This window comes from Salmonella sp. NW645 (assembly GCF_051703725.1).
Taxonomy (GTDB): Bacteria; Pseudomonadota; Gammaproteobacteria; order Enterobacterales; family Enterobacteriaceae; genus Salmonella; species Salmonella enterica.
In genome coordinates, this window is the sequence record NZ_JAMMKR010000004.1 from 1 (window position 1) to 15,134 (window position 15,134).

17 protein-coding genes and 1 pseudogene are annotated in these 15,134 nt (G+C 52.7%); 11 read left to right on the forward strand and 7 right to left on the reverse strand.

Going from position 1 to position 15,134, the window contains the following annotated elements; all coding sequences use genetic code 11:
- Positions 1 to 16 precede the first annotated feature (16 nt).
- From NA389_RS09480 to clcB, 7 genes are all read left to right on the forward strand, one after another.
- Complete coding sequence (locus NA389_RS09480; RefSeq protein ID WP_000534706.1) at positions 17 to 874, forward strand: dimethyl sulfoxide reductase anchor subunit family protein; 858 nt, start codon at positions 17 to 19, stop codon at positions 872 to 874.
- A 42-nt stretch (positions 875 to 916) separates the two neighbouring features.
- Complete coding sequence (gene dmsD, locus NA389_RS09485) at positions 917 to 1,531, forward strand: Tat proofreading chaperone DmsD (protein ID WP_000206565.1); 615 nt, start codon at positions 917 to 919, stop codon at positions 1,529 to 1,531.
- A gap of 304 nt (positions 1,532 to 1,835) precedes the next feature.
- Entirely contained in the window at positions 1,836 to 2,546 is a 711-nt protein-coding gene (gene osmY / locus NA389_RS09490) for an osmoprotectant ABC transporter permease OsmY (RefSeq protein ID WP_000557304.1), read from the forward strand.
- 28 nt (positions 2,547 to 2,574) lie between these two features.
- Positions 2,575 to 3,477, forward strand: a complete 903-nt coding sequence (gene osmX / locus NA389_RS09495; protein ID WP_001211193.1) for an osmoprotectant ABC transporter substrate-binding protein OsmX — start codon at positions 2,575 to 2,577, stop codon at positions 3,475 to 3,477.
- Positions 3,478 to 3,486: 9 nt separating this feature from the next.
- The gene (gene osmW, locus NA389_RS09500; protein WP_000379677.1) at positions 3,487 to 4,134 is read left to right on the forward strand and encodes an osmoprotectant ABC transporter permease OsmW; all 648 of its coding nucleotides are present in this window, start codon (positions 3,487 to 3,489) and stop codon (positions 4,132 to 4,134) included.
- Positions 4,134 to 5,282, forward strand: coding sequence for an osmoprotectant ABC transporter ATP-binding protein OsmV (gene osmV / locus NA389_RS09505; RefSeq protein ID WP_000593078.1), 1,149 nt, complete (start codon positions 4,134 to 4,136; stop codon positions 5,280 to 5,282). Before osmW ends, osmV begins: the two co-directional genes overlap by 1 nt.
- Positions 5,283 to 5,417: 135 nt before the next feature.
- Entirely contained in the window at positions 5,418 to 6,707 is a 1,290-nt protein-coding gene (clcB, locus tag NA389_RS09510) for a voltage-gated ClC-type chloride channel ClcB (protein WP_000554920.1), read from the forward strand.
- Here clcB and bioD read toward each other — a convergent pair.
- The 3 genes from bioD to NA389_RS09525 all read right to left on the reverse strand — a co-directional run bounded on the left by bioD (position 6,663) and on the right by NA389_RS09525 (position 9,731).
- Positions 6,663 to 7,358: a dethiobiotin synthase gene (gene bioD / locus NA389_RS09515; protein ID WP_000919206.1), complete on the reverse strand. Its 696-nt coding sequence runs from the start codon at positions 7,356 to 7,358 to the stop codon at positions 6,663 to 6,665. The two genes, clcB and bioD, sit on opposite strands and share 45 nt — an antisense overlap.
- Positions 7,359 to 7,483: 125 nt before the next feature.
- Complete coding sequence (gene mlc, locus NA389_RS09520; RefSeq protein WP_000225087.1) at positions 7,484 to 8,704, reverse strand: sugar metabolism global transcriptional regulator Mlc; 1,221 nt, start codon at positions 8,702 to 8,704, stop codon at positions 7,484 to 7,486.
- Positions 8,705 to 8,831: 127 nt separating this feature from the next.
- Entirely contained in the window at positions 8,832 to 9,731 is a 900-nt protein-coding gene (locus NA389_RS09525) for a LysR family transcriptional regulator (RefSeq protein ID WP_001019577.1), read from the reverse strand.
- 119 nt (positions 9,732 to 9,850) lie between these two features.
- Here NA389_RS09525 and NA389_RS09530 point away from each other — a divergent pair, with 119 nt between their 5' ends.
- Positions 9,851 to 11,104, forward strand: a complete 1,254-nt coding sequence (locus NA389_RS09530; RefSeq protein ID WP_000091792.1) for an MFS transporter — start codon at positions 9,851 to 9,853, stop codon at positions 11,102 to 11,104.
- A 66-nt stretch (positions 11,105 to 11,170) separates the two neighbouring features.
- Here NA389_RS09530 and NA389_RS09535 read toward each other — a convergent pair whose 3' ends face one another.
- Positions 11,171 to 11,263 (reverse strand): KPN_01571 family protein, encoded by a 93-nt coding sequence (locus NA389_RS09535; protein WP_001068154.1) that lies wholly within the window; start codon positions 11,261 to 11,263, stop codon positions 11,171 to 11,173.
- 235 nt (positions 11,264 to 11,498) lie between these two features.
- Here NA389_RS09535 and asr point away from each other — a divergent pair.
- Positions 11,499 to 11,748, forward strand: a pseudogene (gene asr, locus NA389_RS09540) (acid resistance repetitive basic protein Asr).
- 268 nt (positions 11,749 to 12,016) lie between these two features.
- A complete protein-coding gene (locus NA389_RS09545) occupies positions 12,017 to 12,838 on the forward strand; it encodes a trypsin-like serine peptidase (RefSeq protein ID WP_000549649.1) in 822 nt (273 codons plus the stop codon).
- A 39-nt stretch (positions 12,839 to 12,877) separates the two neighbouring features.
- Here NA389_RS09545 and mdtI read toward each other — a convergent pair whose 3' ends face one another.
- The 3 genes from mdtI to NA389_RS09560 all read right to left on the reverse strand — a co-directional run bounded on the left by mdtI (position 12,878) and on the right by NA389_RS09560 (position 13,838).
- Positions 12,878 to 13,207, reverse strand: a complete 330-nt coding sequence (mdtI, locus tag NA389_RS09550) for a multidrug/spermidine efflux SMR transporter subunit MdtI (protein WP_001183821.1) — start codon at positions 13,205 to 13,207, stop codon at positions 12,878 to 12,880.
- Positions 13,194 to 13,556: a multidrug/spermidine efflux SMR transporter subunit MdtJ gene (mdtJ, locus tag NA389_RS09555; RefSeq protein WP_000500278.1), complete on the reverse strand. Its 363-nt coding sequence runs from the start codon at positions 13,554 to 13,556 to the stop codon at positions 13,194 to 13,196. The genes mdtI and mdtJ overlap by 14 nt, the downstream gene beginning before the upstream one ends.
- A gap of 111 nt (positions 13,557 to 13,667) precedes the next feature.
- Positions 13,668 to 13,838 carry a protein YdgV gene (locus NA389_RS09560; protein WP_001539987.1) on the reverse strand — a complete coding sequence of 57 codons (171 nt, stop codon included), beginning with the start codon at positions 13,836 to 13,838 and terminating at the stop codon, positions 13,668 to 13,670.
- A 135-nt stretch (positions 13,839 to 13,973) separates the two neighbouring features.
- On the opposite strand from NA389_RS09560, the gene NA389_RS09565 reads away from it, so the two are divergent.
- Entirely contained in the window at positions 13,974 to 15,008 is a 1,035-nt protein-coding gene (locus NA389_RS09565) for an AI-2E family transporter (protein WP_001118268.1), read from the forward strand.
- Positions 15,009 to 15,134: the final 126 nt, after the last annotated feature.

A 15,134-nucleotide genomic window follows, 5' to 3' on the forward strand; every position in this document is an offset into this window, starting at 1 on the left:
CCGAAGGAGGTATAAGATGGGAAGTGGATGGCATGAATGGCCGTTGATGATCTTCACGGTCTTTGGTCAGTGCGTGGTCGGCGCGTTAATCGTTAGCGGACTGGGCTGGCTGACGGCAAAAGACGATACCATCGCCCGTCAGCGCATCGTGCGCAGCATGTTTTTTCTGTGGCTGGTGATGGGAGTGGGATTCCTCGCGTCGATTATGCATCTCGGCTCGCCGATGCGTGCGTTTAACTCGCTTAACCGCGTAGGCGCTTCCGCACTGAGTAATGAAATCGCCGCAGGATCGGTGTTCTTTGCCGTAGGCGGCATCTGGTGGCTGGTGGCGGTACTCGGTAAAATGCCCCCGGCGCTGGGTAAAGTGTGGCTGCTGGTCAGTATGGCGCTCGGCGTTGCATTCATCTGGGCAATGACGCTCGTTTATCAGATAGATACCGTGCCAACCTGGTATAATGGCTACACCACGCTGGCCTTTTTCCTCACGGCATTCCTGTGCGGCCCGGTGTTTGCGGCGCTACTGCTACGCATCGCGCGCGTCCCATTTTGCAGCGTGACGTTTGCCAGTATTAGCGGCCTGGCGTTGGTGGTGTGCGTGGCGGTCATCGTACTACAAGGGCTGTCTCTCTCAACCATTCACAGTTCCGTGCAACAGGCCAGCCATCTCGCACCGGATTACGGTATGCTACAGGTCTGGCGCATTGTCTTGCTTGCTGCCGGATTAGGCTGCTGGCTATGTCCGCTAATCCGTCGCCGCGAACCGCATACCGTTGGTTTGCTGCTCGGTGTCGTGCTGGTGCTGGCGGGCGAAATTATTGGCCGCGGACTTTTTTATGGCCTGCATATGACCGTAGGTATGGCCGTCGCAGGTTAATTTATGCGTGCGGGGCGACCCGCACCTTTCGGGATTGTTTGAATGACCACTTTTTTACAACGTGATGATTTTGCAGTAACGGCGCGTGTTCTCGGCGCGTTGTTTTATTATTCGCCGGAAAGCCACGAAACCGCTCCTCTGGTTCAGGCGCTATTAACCGACGACTGGCAGGCGCAGTGGCCGCTTGATGCCGAGGCGCTTGCGCCTGTGGCGGCTATGTTTAAGACCCACAGCGAAGAGTCGTTGCCACAGGCCTGGCAGCGTCTGTTTATCGGCCCTTACGCTCTGCCGTCTCCGCCGTGGGGTTCCGTCTGGCTGGATCGTGAGAGCGTATTATTTGGCGATTCTACATTGGCGCTACGTCAGTGGATGCGCGAAAACGGAATTCAGTTTGAAATGCAGCAAAACGAGCCAGAAGATCATTTTGGGTCGCTGTTGCTGCTGGCGGCCTGGCTTGCCGAGAATGACCGTCATCATGAATGCGAACAACTCCTGGCCTGGCATCTGTTTCCGTGGTCGTCCCGCTTTCTGGACGTATTTATCGATCATGCCGGGCATCCGTTTTATCAGGCGTTGGGGCAACTGGCGCGTCTGACTCTGGCGCAATGGCAAGCTCAACTCATTATTCCCGTCGCTGTAAAACCGTTATTCCGTTAATCCCCACAAAAGGCAGGATTTTACCTGCCTTTTCTCCCATTGCGGCCTATTTTTATCTACAAAAAGTGACAACGTCACACTACGTTTCTATTTTTAAGATAATTCTTTATCGTGAATGTTCACGCGAAGCCGCATAAGGGCAAAACATAATTGTTAATAGATGTTTAACAGTGTTAAACATCACGCTCCGCTGGAATCCTTCCCAACCTGTTGCTATAGCTCAAAGTACCCTGCCGGAACATGGCATAACAACACGCGACTCTTAACGTCGCCATAACACATGCAAACAGGGAGACACACCGCAATGCACACCCTCACCCTAAAACGCGTACTTGGGTTCACTATCGTCATTTTGCTGTTACTGGCGCTGTTTATCTGGGGAATCGGTCTGGAGACGCTGAAAGCGCGTCAGGTCGATCTGCTGTATCTCGGACAACGGCATTTGATGCTGGTCTTTACGTCCATGTTTTTTGCTTTACTGGTCGGTATCCCGAGTGGGATTTTACTCAGCCGACCTGCGGCAAAAGGATTTGCTGAATATGTCATGCAAATCTTTAATGTTGGTAATACCTTGCCGCCGCTGGCCGTTCTGGCCTTAGCGATGGTGATTATCGGGATCGGCGATACGCCCGCCATTGTCGCGCTATTTCTGGCCTCCCTTCTGCCTATCGTCCGCAATACCTATGCGGGCCTCTGTTCCGTTCCCGCCTCACTGATTGAAGCGGCGAACGGGATTGGGATGACAAAATGGCAGCGGCTTCGCCAGGTAGAGCTACCTAATGCGTGGCCAGTGATGCTGTCCGGTATTCGCATCGCGACCGCCATCAATGTCGGCACCGCGCCGCTGGCCTTTCTGATCGGCGCCAGCAGCTACGGCGAGCTGATTTTCCCGGGAATTTATCTCAACGATTTTCCGACGTTGATCCTCGGCGCAACGGCCACGGCGTTATTCGCGCTGATTCTTGACACTCTGCTTGCCTGGTTTGGGCGACGCCTTAGCCCTCATACCGTTTGAACGCATAAATAACAATAAGGAGCGTTAAATGAGATTCAAAAAACACCTGTTAGGATGGCTTGCCGCAACGCTGTTGTTCAGTAGCCAGACGCAGGCCGCGCCGCTGGTTCTCGCCACCAAAAGCTTTACCGAGCAGCATATTCTTTCCGCTATGACCGTTCAGTATTTGCAGAAGAAAGGCTTTCAGGTTCAGCCGCAAACCAATATCGCCGCGGTGATTTCACGTAATGCGATGGTGAATAAACAAATTGATATTACCTGGGAATACACCGGTACATCGCTGATTATTTTCAACCGTATCGATAAGCGCATGAGTCCACAGGAAACCTACGACACGGTAAAACGCCTGGATGCGAAGCTGGGCCTGGTATGGCTCAAACCGGCTGACATGAACAATACTTACGCGTTCGCGATGCAGCGCAAACGCGCCGAGTCGGAAAATATCACCACCATCTCGCAAATGGTGGCAAAAATCGAACAGGTCCGGCAGAACGATCCTGACCACAACTGGATGCTCGGCCTCGATCTGGAATTTGCCGGGCGCAGCGACGGAATGAAGCCCCTTCAGCAAGCCTATCAGATGCAGCTCGATCGCCCGCAAATACGACAGATGGACCCAGGGCTGGTCTATAACGCCGTTCGGGATGGGCTGGTTGACGCCGGGCTGGTCTATACCACCGACGGACGGGTGAAAGGGTTTGATCTGAAAGTGCTGGAAGATGATAAAGGCTTCTTCCCAAGTTACGCTGTCACGCCCGTAGTGCGTAAAGAGGTGCTGGAAGCCAATCCTGGCCTTGATGACGCCTTAAACACCCTTTCCGGCCTGCTCAATAACGATGTGATATCGACCCTAAACGCCCAGGTCGATATCGAGCATCGCACGCCGCAACAGGTAGCCCATCAATTTTTGCAGGACAAAGGTCTGCTGTAAGGAGCGCCTATGGATACGATACATTATATGCTGGATAACGCAGGCTATCTCGCCAGCCTTACCTTTCAGCATCTCTGGCTGGTCGCGCTGGCCGTCGGTCTGGCGATTATCATCGGCGTACCGTTAGGCGTTTTGATTGTACGCCACAAATGGCTGGCAACGCCGGTATTGGGCGCAGCCACGCTACTTCTTACCATTCCGTCTATCGCGCTGTTTGGATTAATGATCCCGCTCTTTTCGCTGATCGGGCATGGTATTGGCGTTCTGCCCGCCGTGACGGCTGTTTTTCTCTACTCTTTACTGCCGATTGTCCGTAATACCCATACTGCGCTTGATAGTTTGCCGCCCGGTCTGCGTGAAGCGGGACGCGGCATCGGTATGACTTTCTGGCAACGGCTGCGCTGGGTCGAAATCCCAATGGCCCTACCGGTTATTTTCGGGGGTATCCGCACCGCGGTAGTGATGAATATCGGCGTGATGGCGATTGCCGCGGTGATCGGCGCCGGCGGTCTGGGGCTGCTACTGTTAAACGGCATTAGCGGCAGCGATATTCGCATGTTAATTGCCGGCGCGCTGATGATCTGTCTACTGGCAATTGTACTTGACTGGCTGTTGCATCGTCTGCAAGTCGTACTGACACCTAAGGGGATACGATAATGATAAAACTGGAAAAACTCACCAAACAATTTGTACAGAAAAAGGGTCAGCCGTTAAAAGCCGTCGACAACGTCAACCTGAACGTGCCGGAAGGCGAAATGTGCGTCTTACTCGGTCCCTCCGGCTGCGGCAAAACCACCACGTTAAAGATGATCAACCGGCTGATCGCGCCCAGCAGCGGTAATATTCTTATCAACGGCGAGAATACCAACGATATGGATACGGTAACGCTACGCCGCAATATTGGGTATGTTATCCAACAGATCGGCCTGTTTCCTAATATGACGATTGAAGAAAATATTACCGTTGTGCCGCGCATGTTGGGTTGGGACAAAGCGCGCTGCAAGCAACGCGCCGAAGAGTTGATGGACATGGTGGCGCTGGATGCCAGAAAATTTCTGCATCGCTATCCAAAGGAGATGTCCGGGGGACAGCAGCAGCGTATTGGCGTGATCCGCGCTCTGGCCGCCGATCCGCCGGTACTGCTGATGGATGAGCCCTTCGGCGCGGTGGACCCAATTAACCGCGAAGTGATCCAGAACCAGTTTCTGGATATGCAGCGTAAGCTAAAAAAGACCGTGATGCTGGTCAGCCATGATATCGACGAAGCGCTAAAACTCGGCGACCGTATCGCCGTGTTCCGTCAGGGGCGAATTGTACAGTGCGCCAGTCCTGATGAACTGCTGGCCAAACCGGCTAACGAGTTTGTCGGGTCGTTTGTCGGTCAGGACAGAACGTTAAAGCGTTTGCTACTGGTCTCCGCAGGCGATGTTACCGACCAACAGCCAACCATTACCGCGCGGCCTTCCACGCCGTTAAGCGAGGCGTTCGGCATCATGGATGATCACGATATTCGCGCCATTACCGTCATTGACAACGACGGTAAGCCACTGGGATTTGTGAAGCGCCGGGAAGCGCGGAACGCCAGCGGAATCTGCGCCGATATCACCCATCCTTTCCGTATTACGGGCAAAGCGGAAGATAATCTGCGTATTGTGCTGTCCAGATTGTACGAAAGTAATACCAGCTGGATGCCGATCGTTGATGAAGACGGACGCTATAACGGTGAAATCTCTCAGGATTACATCGCCGACTATCTCAGCTCAGGCCGCACGCGTCGGGCGCTAAATATTCACGAAAGCAGCTAACGTTGCCGCCGGATGGCCTCTCGCTATCCGGCAATATCATTATTGTACGCAATATTATATCGCACATAGTGCTTTTGCGTCTGACGCCATTTCCCCGCAGAATAGGCTATCCTGAAACTCCCTGTTTACCCGCTCATGCATCGTTTACACGCTTACCCGGATCTGCGCACGATGTTTCGTCGCCTGCTGATCGCTACGCTCATCGGTATTCTCGCGGCGCTGGCTGTCGCCGCCTTCCGTCATGCGATGCAATTGCTGGAGTGGATTTTCCTGAGTAATGACACCGGCAGTCTGGTGAATGCGGCTGAGGGGCTTTCGCCCTGGCGACGGCTGATTACGCCGGCGCTTGGCGGCCTGGCCGCTGGCCTGTTGCTGTGGGGGTGGCAAAAAATGAACCAACAGCGCCCCCATGCGCCCACTGACTATATGGAAGCATTGCAAACCGACGGGCAATTTGACGTTGGCGCCAGTCTGGTAAAATCGCTGGCCTCGCTGCTGGTCGTGGTCAGCGGCAGCGCAATTGGTCGCGAAGGCGCAATGATCCTCCTCGCCTCGCTGGCGGCATCCAGCTTTGCCCGACGCTTCACGCCGCGTGAGGAATGGAAATTATGGATCGCCAGCGGCGCCGCTGCGGGCATGGCGGGCGCTTACCATGCGCCGCTGGCGGGCAGCCTGTTTATCGCGGAAATCCTGTTCGGTACCTTAATGCTGGCTTCCCTCGGCCCGGTTGTCGTTTCCGCCGTCGTCGCCCTGCTAACCACCCATGTATTAAACGGTAGCGATTCACTACTCTATACCGTACATCTGACCGTTGATCTCCACGCGCGGGAGTACGTCATGATAGTCAGTACCGGTCTGGTCGCCGGTCTGTGCGGCCCATTGCTGATGTGGCTGATGACGGCCAGCCATAATAGTTTCTTACGCTTAAAATTGTCCCCGCCCTGGCAACTGGCGCTGGGCGGGCTTATTGTCGGATTACTGTCGTTACTCACGCCCACGGTATGGGGAAACGGCTATAGCGTCGTACAATCATTTTTGCTCTCTCCGCCGCTATTCTCGCTGATTGGCGGAATTTTTGTGTGCAAAATCCTGGCGGTGCTCGCCAGCAGCGGGTCTGGCGCGCCGGGCGGCGTCTTTACGCCAACATTATTTGTCGGATTATCAATTGGAATGTTTCTGGGTCGGATATGGGGATTCTGGCTGCCAGGCTCGGATGAAATAGCAATTTTATTGGGGCTGGCGGGTATGGCGACGCTACTGGCGGCGACAACCCATGCGCCGATAATGTCCACCCTGATGATTTGTGAAATGACCGGCGAGTATCAGTTACTCCCCGGTCTGCTGATTGCCTGTGTAGTCGCGTCAGTGCTCTCGCGAACGTTACGCCATGATTCTATCTACCGCCAGCACGCTGCCGAGCATTGATAAACGAATATACTGCCCCAGCTCACGCTGCTCGGCGCGCGGCAGGTACGGTAACTCGCCAATCAGCGGCGCTGGCAGTTTTTTCCCAAGCACATCAATAATTTCAGCATAATGCGCCAGCCCAGGATTGATACGATTCGCCACCCAACCAATTAATGGCAGTCCATCGTTAGCGACAGCTTGCGCAGTCAGTAGCGCATGATTAATGCACCCCTCCTGAATCCCTACCACCATCAATACCGGTAACTGTTCCTGTACCACCCATTCGGACAATGGACGTAAATCATTCATCAAACTACGCCAGCCGCCAGTACCCTCCACAACCACGTGGTCCACTTTATCGCTCAGACTCGCCAGACCGTTGGACAGCAAGGTGTAATTTATAGGACAGCTATGCGCGACGCTGCTTTCTTCTTCGCTTAACGCGATCGGATTAATCGCCTCATACGGCAACTCCAGCGAAGAGACGCTTTGCAATACCAGCGCGTCTTTGTTGCGCATCCCTTCTGCAGTCTCTTTGCTCCCTTTAGCGACAGGTTTATACCCTGCGACGCTCTTACCACCCGACGCTAACGCTTGTAGTAATGCGCGGGAAACCACCGTCTTCCCAACAGAAGTGTCTGTACCTGTAATAAAGAAACGCTTCAGCATCACTAACTCCACCGTTATGCTTCGAAAATATAAGCCAGGAAAATAATACAGTGGAGAAAGTCTAAGATATGGCAAGGGCAATCAGCTTGAGTTAGCGCAAATTTTTGTACAACAGTTAAAAAATGTTAACCCTGTAATAGACGAATCAACAAAGAGCCGTTATACATCGCGTCTTTTACCAACGCCGCCCCGGCCATCGTGCCCTGGTTGGTAAACTGCGTGCTTTCCACTACCGTATTCCTACTGTAGGCGGGCAGCGCCTGCTGACGGATACTGTCAGCAATGGCCGGAAAAAGGATATCAGCCGCTTTACTTAGCGGCGAACCAATAAGAATTTTTTGCGGATTAAATAAATTCACCATGATAGCCAGAATGCGTCCGACATGCGCGCCAACGCCGCTAATAATATCTTTTGCTAATAGATCTCCCTGCATCGCCGCCTGACACAGTGAATCTACCGTTAACGGCTGGCCGTGCAACATTGAACTCATCGACTGATTAAGCCGAAGCTGCGTAAGTTCCAGCACGCTATCGACGCTGGCTATGGTCTCCAGACAGCCATGATTACCGCAATAACAGCGCTTACCATAAGGATCGACCTGGGTATGCCCAATCTCTACCAGACTGCTACTGCCCGCATGAAGCAAATGACCGTCGGTGATAACGCCCGCCCCCACATTATGATCAATCACCACCTGGATAACGTCGCGCGCGCCGCGTGAGGCGCCAAAAAGCGCCTCTGCCATCGTCCAGGCGCTAATATCATGCTGGATGTAAACCGGTACGCCGGTGTGCCGCTCCAGCGCATCTCCCAAAGGCATCTCTTTGACATCTTCGTAATACGGCATCCGGTGCACAACGCCGTTTTCGGTATCGATAATGCCCGGTAACGTAATGGCAATGGAGGTCAGACGCTCCAGTTTCTGCTGATGGCGGGTAAAAAACCGATCAACGTGCGTAATAATTCGCTCAAGCAACGGCGTGGCTTCGTTTAACGGCAGCGCCAGACACTCTTCTACCACCAGTTTGCTGCTAAGATCGCGCAGCGCAAGGAAAATTTCGCCACGGCTAATACGAATAGATAAATAGTGCCAGGCTTCTGTTTCCACCATCAGCCCGACGGCGGGACGTCCACGACTGCCCGCCTCTTTAATTTCAAGTTCCTGAACCAAATGCGCTTCCAGCATTTCGCGAACAATTTTCGTAATACTGGCAGGCGCCAACTGCGCCAGACGAGACAGGTCAATTCGCGATACCGGTCCGAGCTGATCAATCAGGCGATACACTGCGCCAGCATTGGTCTGCTTAATTTGATCGATATGCCCAGGCTGACTATCAGCAACCACCGCTCACTCCCTTTATTTTCGCGCTCCGAAATAATCTGTGTGCTATGGTGAAACACTTCAATACTCGCCGTCAACTTTTTGCTTAGCCGTGTGATTAACTGCACATTTTCACCCTTTTAAAGCGTAATTAATCCCGTCGGGCAGCCAGTAATAGCAGTTGGCAAAACCGCTGTACGGCATGACTCTGTTCATGATGCTTTGGCCATACCAGCCACATTTCAGATACGGCGTCCTCTTCCGCCAGGGGAACCCAGCGCATCTCGCTCATCTGTACACGCTTAAAGGATGCCGGCAGAATCGAGACACCCAGCCCCGCCGCCACCAGACCGATAATGGTCATTGCCTCGCCAACCTCCTGCGTGATGGTCGGCGACAGGTTATAGCGCCGCATCAGGCCGAGAATATCGTCGTAGAGGCCCGTCCCGACATGCGGATCGAAAAAGACGAAAGGTTCTTCCGCCAGTTCTGTCAGACTGACGACCGGCTTTTGCGCCAGCCGATGTTCGCGCGGGATCATGGCCATAAGCGGCTCATGCAAAATCACCTCGCGATTAAGTGTGTCGGGCAGCGGCGTATTCCGCAGCAAGCCAATATCCAGTACGCCTTCGTTGAGCGGCGCGATTTGCTCACGCGTATTCATTTCACGCGTTTGCATATGCACTCCCGGATAGGACTGGCGGAACAGCGAAAAGGTATGCGATACCGCCCGAATAAAAGGCGCTGAAGACGTAAAGCCAATACGGATTTCACCCGCTTCGCCCTGATGCAACCGCTCGGCGCGAGCGGCGGCGTCGTTTACCAGACTCAGGATGTGTCGGCTATCCACCAGAAACTGTCGCCCGGCGGCGGTTAACGCTACGCTGCGGTTGGTCCGCGCCAGTAATCGCGCGCCGACCTGCTGCTCCAGAATTTGTATCTGCTGACTCAGTGGCGGCTGCGAGATATTGAGGCGCGCGGCGGCGCGACCAAAATGCAGCTCTTCTGCTACCGCCACAAAGTAACGTAAATGACGTAATTCGATATTCATATGTTTAACGTCTTATTTGAGACAATTAATATATTAGACAGAATATTTTGCTTTTTCTATGCTTTACATGTCAGTTATACCCGTCTCCTGTTGACGGAGATGTAAAGCAAGGATTTAACGTGAGTCGTACAACTATTCTCGATGACGCCACGGCGAGCGATATCGATGAACAACGCCATTCTCAGCCGGTTCAATTTATAAAACGCGGTACAGCACCTTTCATGCGCGTCACGCTGGCCCTTTTTTCCGCGGGTCTGGCGACTTTCGCGCTCCTTTATTGCGTTCAGCCTATATTACCGGTACTTTCCCAGGAGTTTGGCGTCTCCCCCGCCAGCAGCAGCGTTTCACTTTCTATTTCTACCGCCATGCTGGCTATCGGCTTACTTTTTACTGGCCCGCTTTCTGATGCGATAGGCCGTAAACCGGTGATGGTCACCGCCTTGTTATTAGCCTCCTGCTGCACATTGTTATCAACCATGATGACCAGCTGGCATGGTATTCTGATTATGCGTGCGCTGATCGGTCTATCGTTAAGCGGCGTCGCCGCGGTGGGAATGACCTACCTGAGCGAAGAAATCCATCCCAGCTTTGTCGCTTTCTCCATGGGGCTCTATATTAGCGGTAATTCCATCGGCGGGATGAGCGGGCGTTTATTAAGCGGCGTCATGACCGACTTTTTTAACTGGCGCATCGCGCTGGCGGCCATCGGATGCTTTGCGCTGGCGTCCGCGCTGATGTTCTGGAAGATTTTACCCGCCTCACAACATTTCCGTCCCACGTCGCTACGGCCTAAAACGCTATTTATTAATTTCCGTCTCCACTGGCGCGATCGGGGGTTACCTCTGCTGTTTGCGGAAGGCTTTTTACTGATGGGCGCATTCGTCACCCTGTTTAACTACATTGGCTATCGCCTGATGCTCTCCCCCTGGGAATTAAGCCAGGCCGTGGTCGGACTGTTATCCGTAGCCTATCTCACCGGCACATGGAGCTCGCCGAAAGCTGGCGCAATGACCTCACGCTATGGCCGGGGGCCGGTGATGCTGTTCTCTATCGCAGTAATGCTGGGCGGGCTTTTACTGACACTTTTTACCTCGCTTTGGCTGATTTTTGCCGGAATGCTGCTTTTTTCCGCCGGCTTTTTCGCCGCGCACTCCGTGGCCAGTAGTTGGATTGGCCCGCGTGCGCGCCGGGCGAAGGGACAGGCCTCGTCACTTTATCTTTTCAGCTATTATCTGGGGTCCAGTATCGCCGGGACGCTAGGCGGCGTATTCTGGCATAGTTACGGCTGGAACGGCGTAGGCGGTTTTATCGCGCTAATGCTGGTGCTGGCCATCCTGGTCGGGACGCGGTTACATCATCGTCTTCACGCCTGAAAAGAAATAATCCGGCGATAGCAACGTGCGCTATCGCCGGGCTGGTTTCACGCCACGACTCACTGTTTACCACAGACCTGTCAAGCTTGATACGCCCATGACTTCTCTGATTGCATCCAGCGCCAGAAGCGTAAATACCACCCAGATTATCGGATTCATATACGGTGTACTTGTTATTCTGGAGAGCGAATATTACCGACTCTGCGACCAAAAATAACGGCCGGTAACGTAAAGCTACCTATTATGGTGGGGGCTGACATCGCGTTACCGGGGGATTGTACATAGCGTTACATGCCGAAACCAATCACTCACGGAAGCCTTTTGATAACAGCGATATAGTCATTTCACCGGCCCCGCAGTGGGGTTGAATGAAAACCAAATCGAGGGTATCAAAATGAAAAAAGTATTAGCTCTGGTTGTTGCCGCTGCAATGGGTCTCTCTTCCGCAGCATTCGCGGCTGAGACTGCAACGCCTGCGAAAACCGCAACGCCTGCCAAAACAACCCAGACCCCCCAGCACCACAAAAAAACAGCATAAAAAAACCGTTGAGCAAAAAGCGCAGGCGGCTAAAAAACACCAGAAAAAAGGTGGTAAAGCGCCAGCCAAAACCACGTCAAAACCAACTACTCAACCGGCTGCGTAAGTCGTAACATGCTGCGGCGCGCCCCCGCGCCCGTTTTTACGGCGCTAAATTGTTCTGGTTTAGCGCCGCCTTCCGGGAGGGCAAAAAAGTGTCTCGCTACCGCTTTGAGCTCATTCTTATCGTGCTTATTTTATGCGCCGTTATTGCCACGCATTTCTATCTTTCCTGAGTGTAGTTATCTGATTTTACTCCCACTTTCTTACCGTCACGTCTATAGTAGTACTGAGGGTTTGTTGTTAATAATCATAATTACCCACCAGAGTGTGATATGCATAAAACCATTGCTGTATTACTGGGCATAGTGTGTTTTTTACCGGTTATGGCGAAAGCCAGGGGGGCTGAAACAGACGCCACGGATGCCAGCGACGTCAAAACGCTTTTTTTTAACCATGACGATCGGGTGCCCGTCGCCGATCCTACCCAATCGCCGTGGGATGCCATCGGGCAACTAGAGACCGCCAGCGGTAATTTGTGTACGGCAACGCTTATCTCCCCGCATATCGCCCTGACAGCAGGTCACTGCCTGCTAACGCCACCGAAAGGAAAACCAGACAAGGCGGTTGCGCTGCGTTTTGTGGCGCGAAAAGGTGTATGGCGCTATGAAATCCACGGCATTGAAGGCCGCGTTGAACCGTCGCTGGGCCGACGTCTGAAAGCGGATGGCGATGGCTGGATTGTGCCGCCTGCCGCGGCAAGCTGGGATTTTGGTCTGGTAATATTGCGCTACCCACCTTCCGGTATCACGCCAGTGCCTTTATTTACCGGCGATAAAGCGGCGCTCACTGCGGCGTTGAAAGCCGCAGACCGAAAAGTCACGCAGTCCGGTTATCCGGAAGATCATCTGAATGCGCTCTATTCCCATCAGGATTGCGTCGTGACCGGCTGGGCGCAGAATGCCGTACTCTCACACCAGTGCGACACCTTACCTGGCGACAGCGGCTCGCCGCTCTTATTGCACACGGATAGCGGATGGCAGCTTATTGGCGTACAAAGCTCCGCCCCTGCGGCTAAAGATCGCTGGCGCGCCGATAACCGCGCCATATCCGTCACCGGCTTTCGCGATAAGCTGAAAGCTCTGGCGCAGGATTAATGCGGGAATCGCTGCCTGAATCGACAGGCAGCGATCGTCTCAGGCAAATTTGATCATGACCATTCCGGCGAGCAGCAATATCACGCCAACCCAGCCTTTGGGGTTTAAGCGCTGACCGAAGAGCACCCAGCCCGCCGCCAACGTGGCGGCAATACCAAAACCGCCCCATAATGCATACGCCACCGACAGGTCTATCCCTTTAACCGCCTGGGAAAGCGCGCTGAAGGCGGCCAGAACAGCGGCAAGCGATAAGATGCCATAGCATTTACGGCGAAAGCCGTCCGAAAATTTCAACAGTACGTTAGCCGCGATTTCCAGCATTATTGCCAGCCCAAGCCAGGCGCCGTGTATCCATTCAAATTGTTGCACGAGTCGCCTCCTTCACTGGTTTGCCGGGTTTACGTGTCCCTGATTTGATCAATACTATGCCGGCGACCAGCGTCAGCAAGCCGGCAATCTTCATGGTTGATAATGCTTCATCAAATAGCAGCACGCTAAAAATGGTAATAAATAAAATGCCGATCCCTTCCCATAAGGCATACGCTACACCCAGGGCAATCTTTTTTACCGCAAAAGAAAGAAATATATATGACAGCGTGATCATCACCAGCATTAAAATAAAACCCGCATTGCCATTACCCACGCTAGCCCATTTCATTGAGAGCGTGCCGGTAATTTCAGTCGCGATAGCCAGAGCTAATAAAATCCAGTAAAACATGACACTTCTCCTGCATGAGAATATACTCTTTCGAGTCTGCTGCACGCAGCAAACTAAAAAATAAAATCAGTTAGCACAGCGCGTTGCGCCAGCTCAGGTAGAAGTGAGAGACTAAAGTGCGTTACGCCAGTGCTGCTCGCCAATAAGCAGGAAAAAGGAGGTAGAGTGAAGATGCGTTTGCGTGGAGAAAAAAGCGCTGAACATATTGTCCATAATATTACAATTATCCGCAGTGTTGCTTCTCGTCATCGCGGATGATAATTGTCCTCGGTAGTTGAACACGCCTGATTTGTATCATAAGCCAGGAATTAACTCAAAATATTTTCACTTCTTTACCTGAAGTGTTTGATTTTAACCAGAACAGGTCGACCGACATCACATTATTATTCGAGTCGGCATCAGAAAACAGGGACTGATATGGCAAAACCGATCATCACGCTCAATGGTCTAAAAATCGTCATTATGCTGGGAATGCTGGTGGTTATTCTGAGCGGTATCCGCTTCGCCGCAGATATCATTGTTCCCTTTATTTTGGCGTTATTTATTGCAGTCGTTCTCAATCCCGTTGTACAACGGATGACCCGATGCCGAATTCCGCGCGTTATCGCCGTATCATTGCTCATTGTGATTATTGTTATGTTAATGGTACTGCTACTGGCCTATTTGGGGACATCATTAAATGAACTGGCTCGTACCCTACCACAATATCGCTCCTCATTGGTGATACCGTTGCAACGTATTGAACCGTGGTTACAGCGAGCAGGCATTGGCGTGTCGGTTGATGAGCTGGCGAAATATATCGATCCAAACGCCGCCATGACTCTGGTAACGAACCTGCTCACCCAGCTGTCCAATGCCATGTCGTCCATCTTTTTATTGTTATTGACCGTGGTATTTATGCTGCTGGAGGTTCCACAATTGCCTGAAAAACTGCAGCAGATGATGAGCCGTCCGGTAGAGGGCATGGCGGCAATTCAACGCGCGCTTGATAGCGTTTCCCATTATCTGGTGCTAAAAACAGCGATCAGTATCGTGACGGGGCTGGTCGCATGGGGAATGCTGGCCGCGCTGGATGTCCGCTTCGCCTTTGTCTGGGGACTACTGGCCTTCGCGCTGAACTATATTCCTAATATTGGATCGGTGCTCGCTGCCCTGCCGCCCATTATTCAGGTGCTGGTATTTAACGGGTTTTATGATGCGCTGCTGGTGCTGGCAGGCTATCTGCTGATTAATCTGGTCTTCGGCAATATCCTTGAGCCACGAATTATGGGACGTGGTTTAGGCCTTTCAACCTTAGTGGTATTTTTGTCGTTAATTTTCTGGGGCTGGCTATTAGGTCCGGTGGGTATGTTGCTCTCCGTTCCGTTAACCATCATTGTCAAAATCGCCCTCGAACAGACCACCGGAGGGCAAAGTATCGCCGTTCTGCTTAGCGATTTAAACAAAAGATAAAATGCAATATATACACCAAATCATTCAAGATGCATCGCGGCGGCAAGGGAAGAAATCCCCGGGAACATAGATAACGATGTGACCGGAGTTTCTGAGCGCAGCCAACAAAGAGGCAGCTTAAAGGAT

Coding starts and splice junctions, on each gene's coding strand:
- NA389_RS09480 (WP_000534706.1), top strand. CDS start 17: ATGGGAAGTGGATGGCATGAATGGCCGTTGATGATCTTCACGGTCTTT.
- dmsD (WP_000206565.1), top strand. CDS start 917: ATGACCACTTTTTTACAACGTGATGATTTTGCAGTAACGGCGCGTGTT.
- osmY (WP_000557304.1), top strand. CDS start 1,836: ATGCACACCCTCACCCTAAAACGCGTACTTGGGTTCACTATCGTCATT.
- osmX (WP_001211193.1), top strand. CDS start 2,575: ATGAGATTCAAAAAACACCTGTTAGGATGGCTTGCCGCAACGCTGTTG.
- osmW (WP_000379677.1), top strand. CDS start 3,487: ATGGATACGATACATTATATGCTGGATAACGCAGGCTATCTCGCCAGC.
- osmV (WP_000593078.1), top strand. CDS start 4,134: ATGATAAAACTGGAAAAACTCACCAAACAATTTGTACAGAAAAAGGGT.
- clcB (WP_000554920.1), top strand. CDS start 5,418: ATGCATCGTTTACACGCTTACCCGGATCTGCGCACGATGTTTCGTCGC.
- bioD (WP_000919206.1), bottom strand. CDS start 7,358: ATGCTGAAGCGTTTCTTTATTACAGGTACAGACACTTCTGTTGGGAAG.
- NA389_RS09525 (WP_001019577.1), bottom strand. CDS start 9,731: ATGAATATCGAATTACGTCATTTACGTTACTTTGTGGCGGTAGCAGAA.
- NA389_RS09535 (WP_001068154.1), bottom strand. CDS start 11,263: ATGAATCCGATAATCTGGGTGGTATTTACGCTTCTGGCGCTGGATGCA.
- NA389_RS09545 (WP_000549649.1), top strand. CDS start 12,017: ATGCATAAAACCATTGCTGTATTACTGGGCATAGTGTGTTTTTTACCG.
- mdtJ (WP_000500278.1), bottom strand. CDS start 13,556: ATGTTTTACTGGATTTTATTAGCTCTGGCTATCGCGACTGAAATTACC.
- NA389_RS09565 (WP_001118268.1), top strand. CDS start 13,974: ATGGCAAAACCGATCATCACGCTCAATGGTCTAAAAATCGTCATTATG.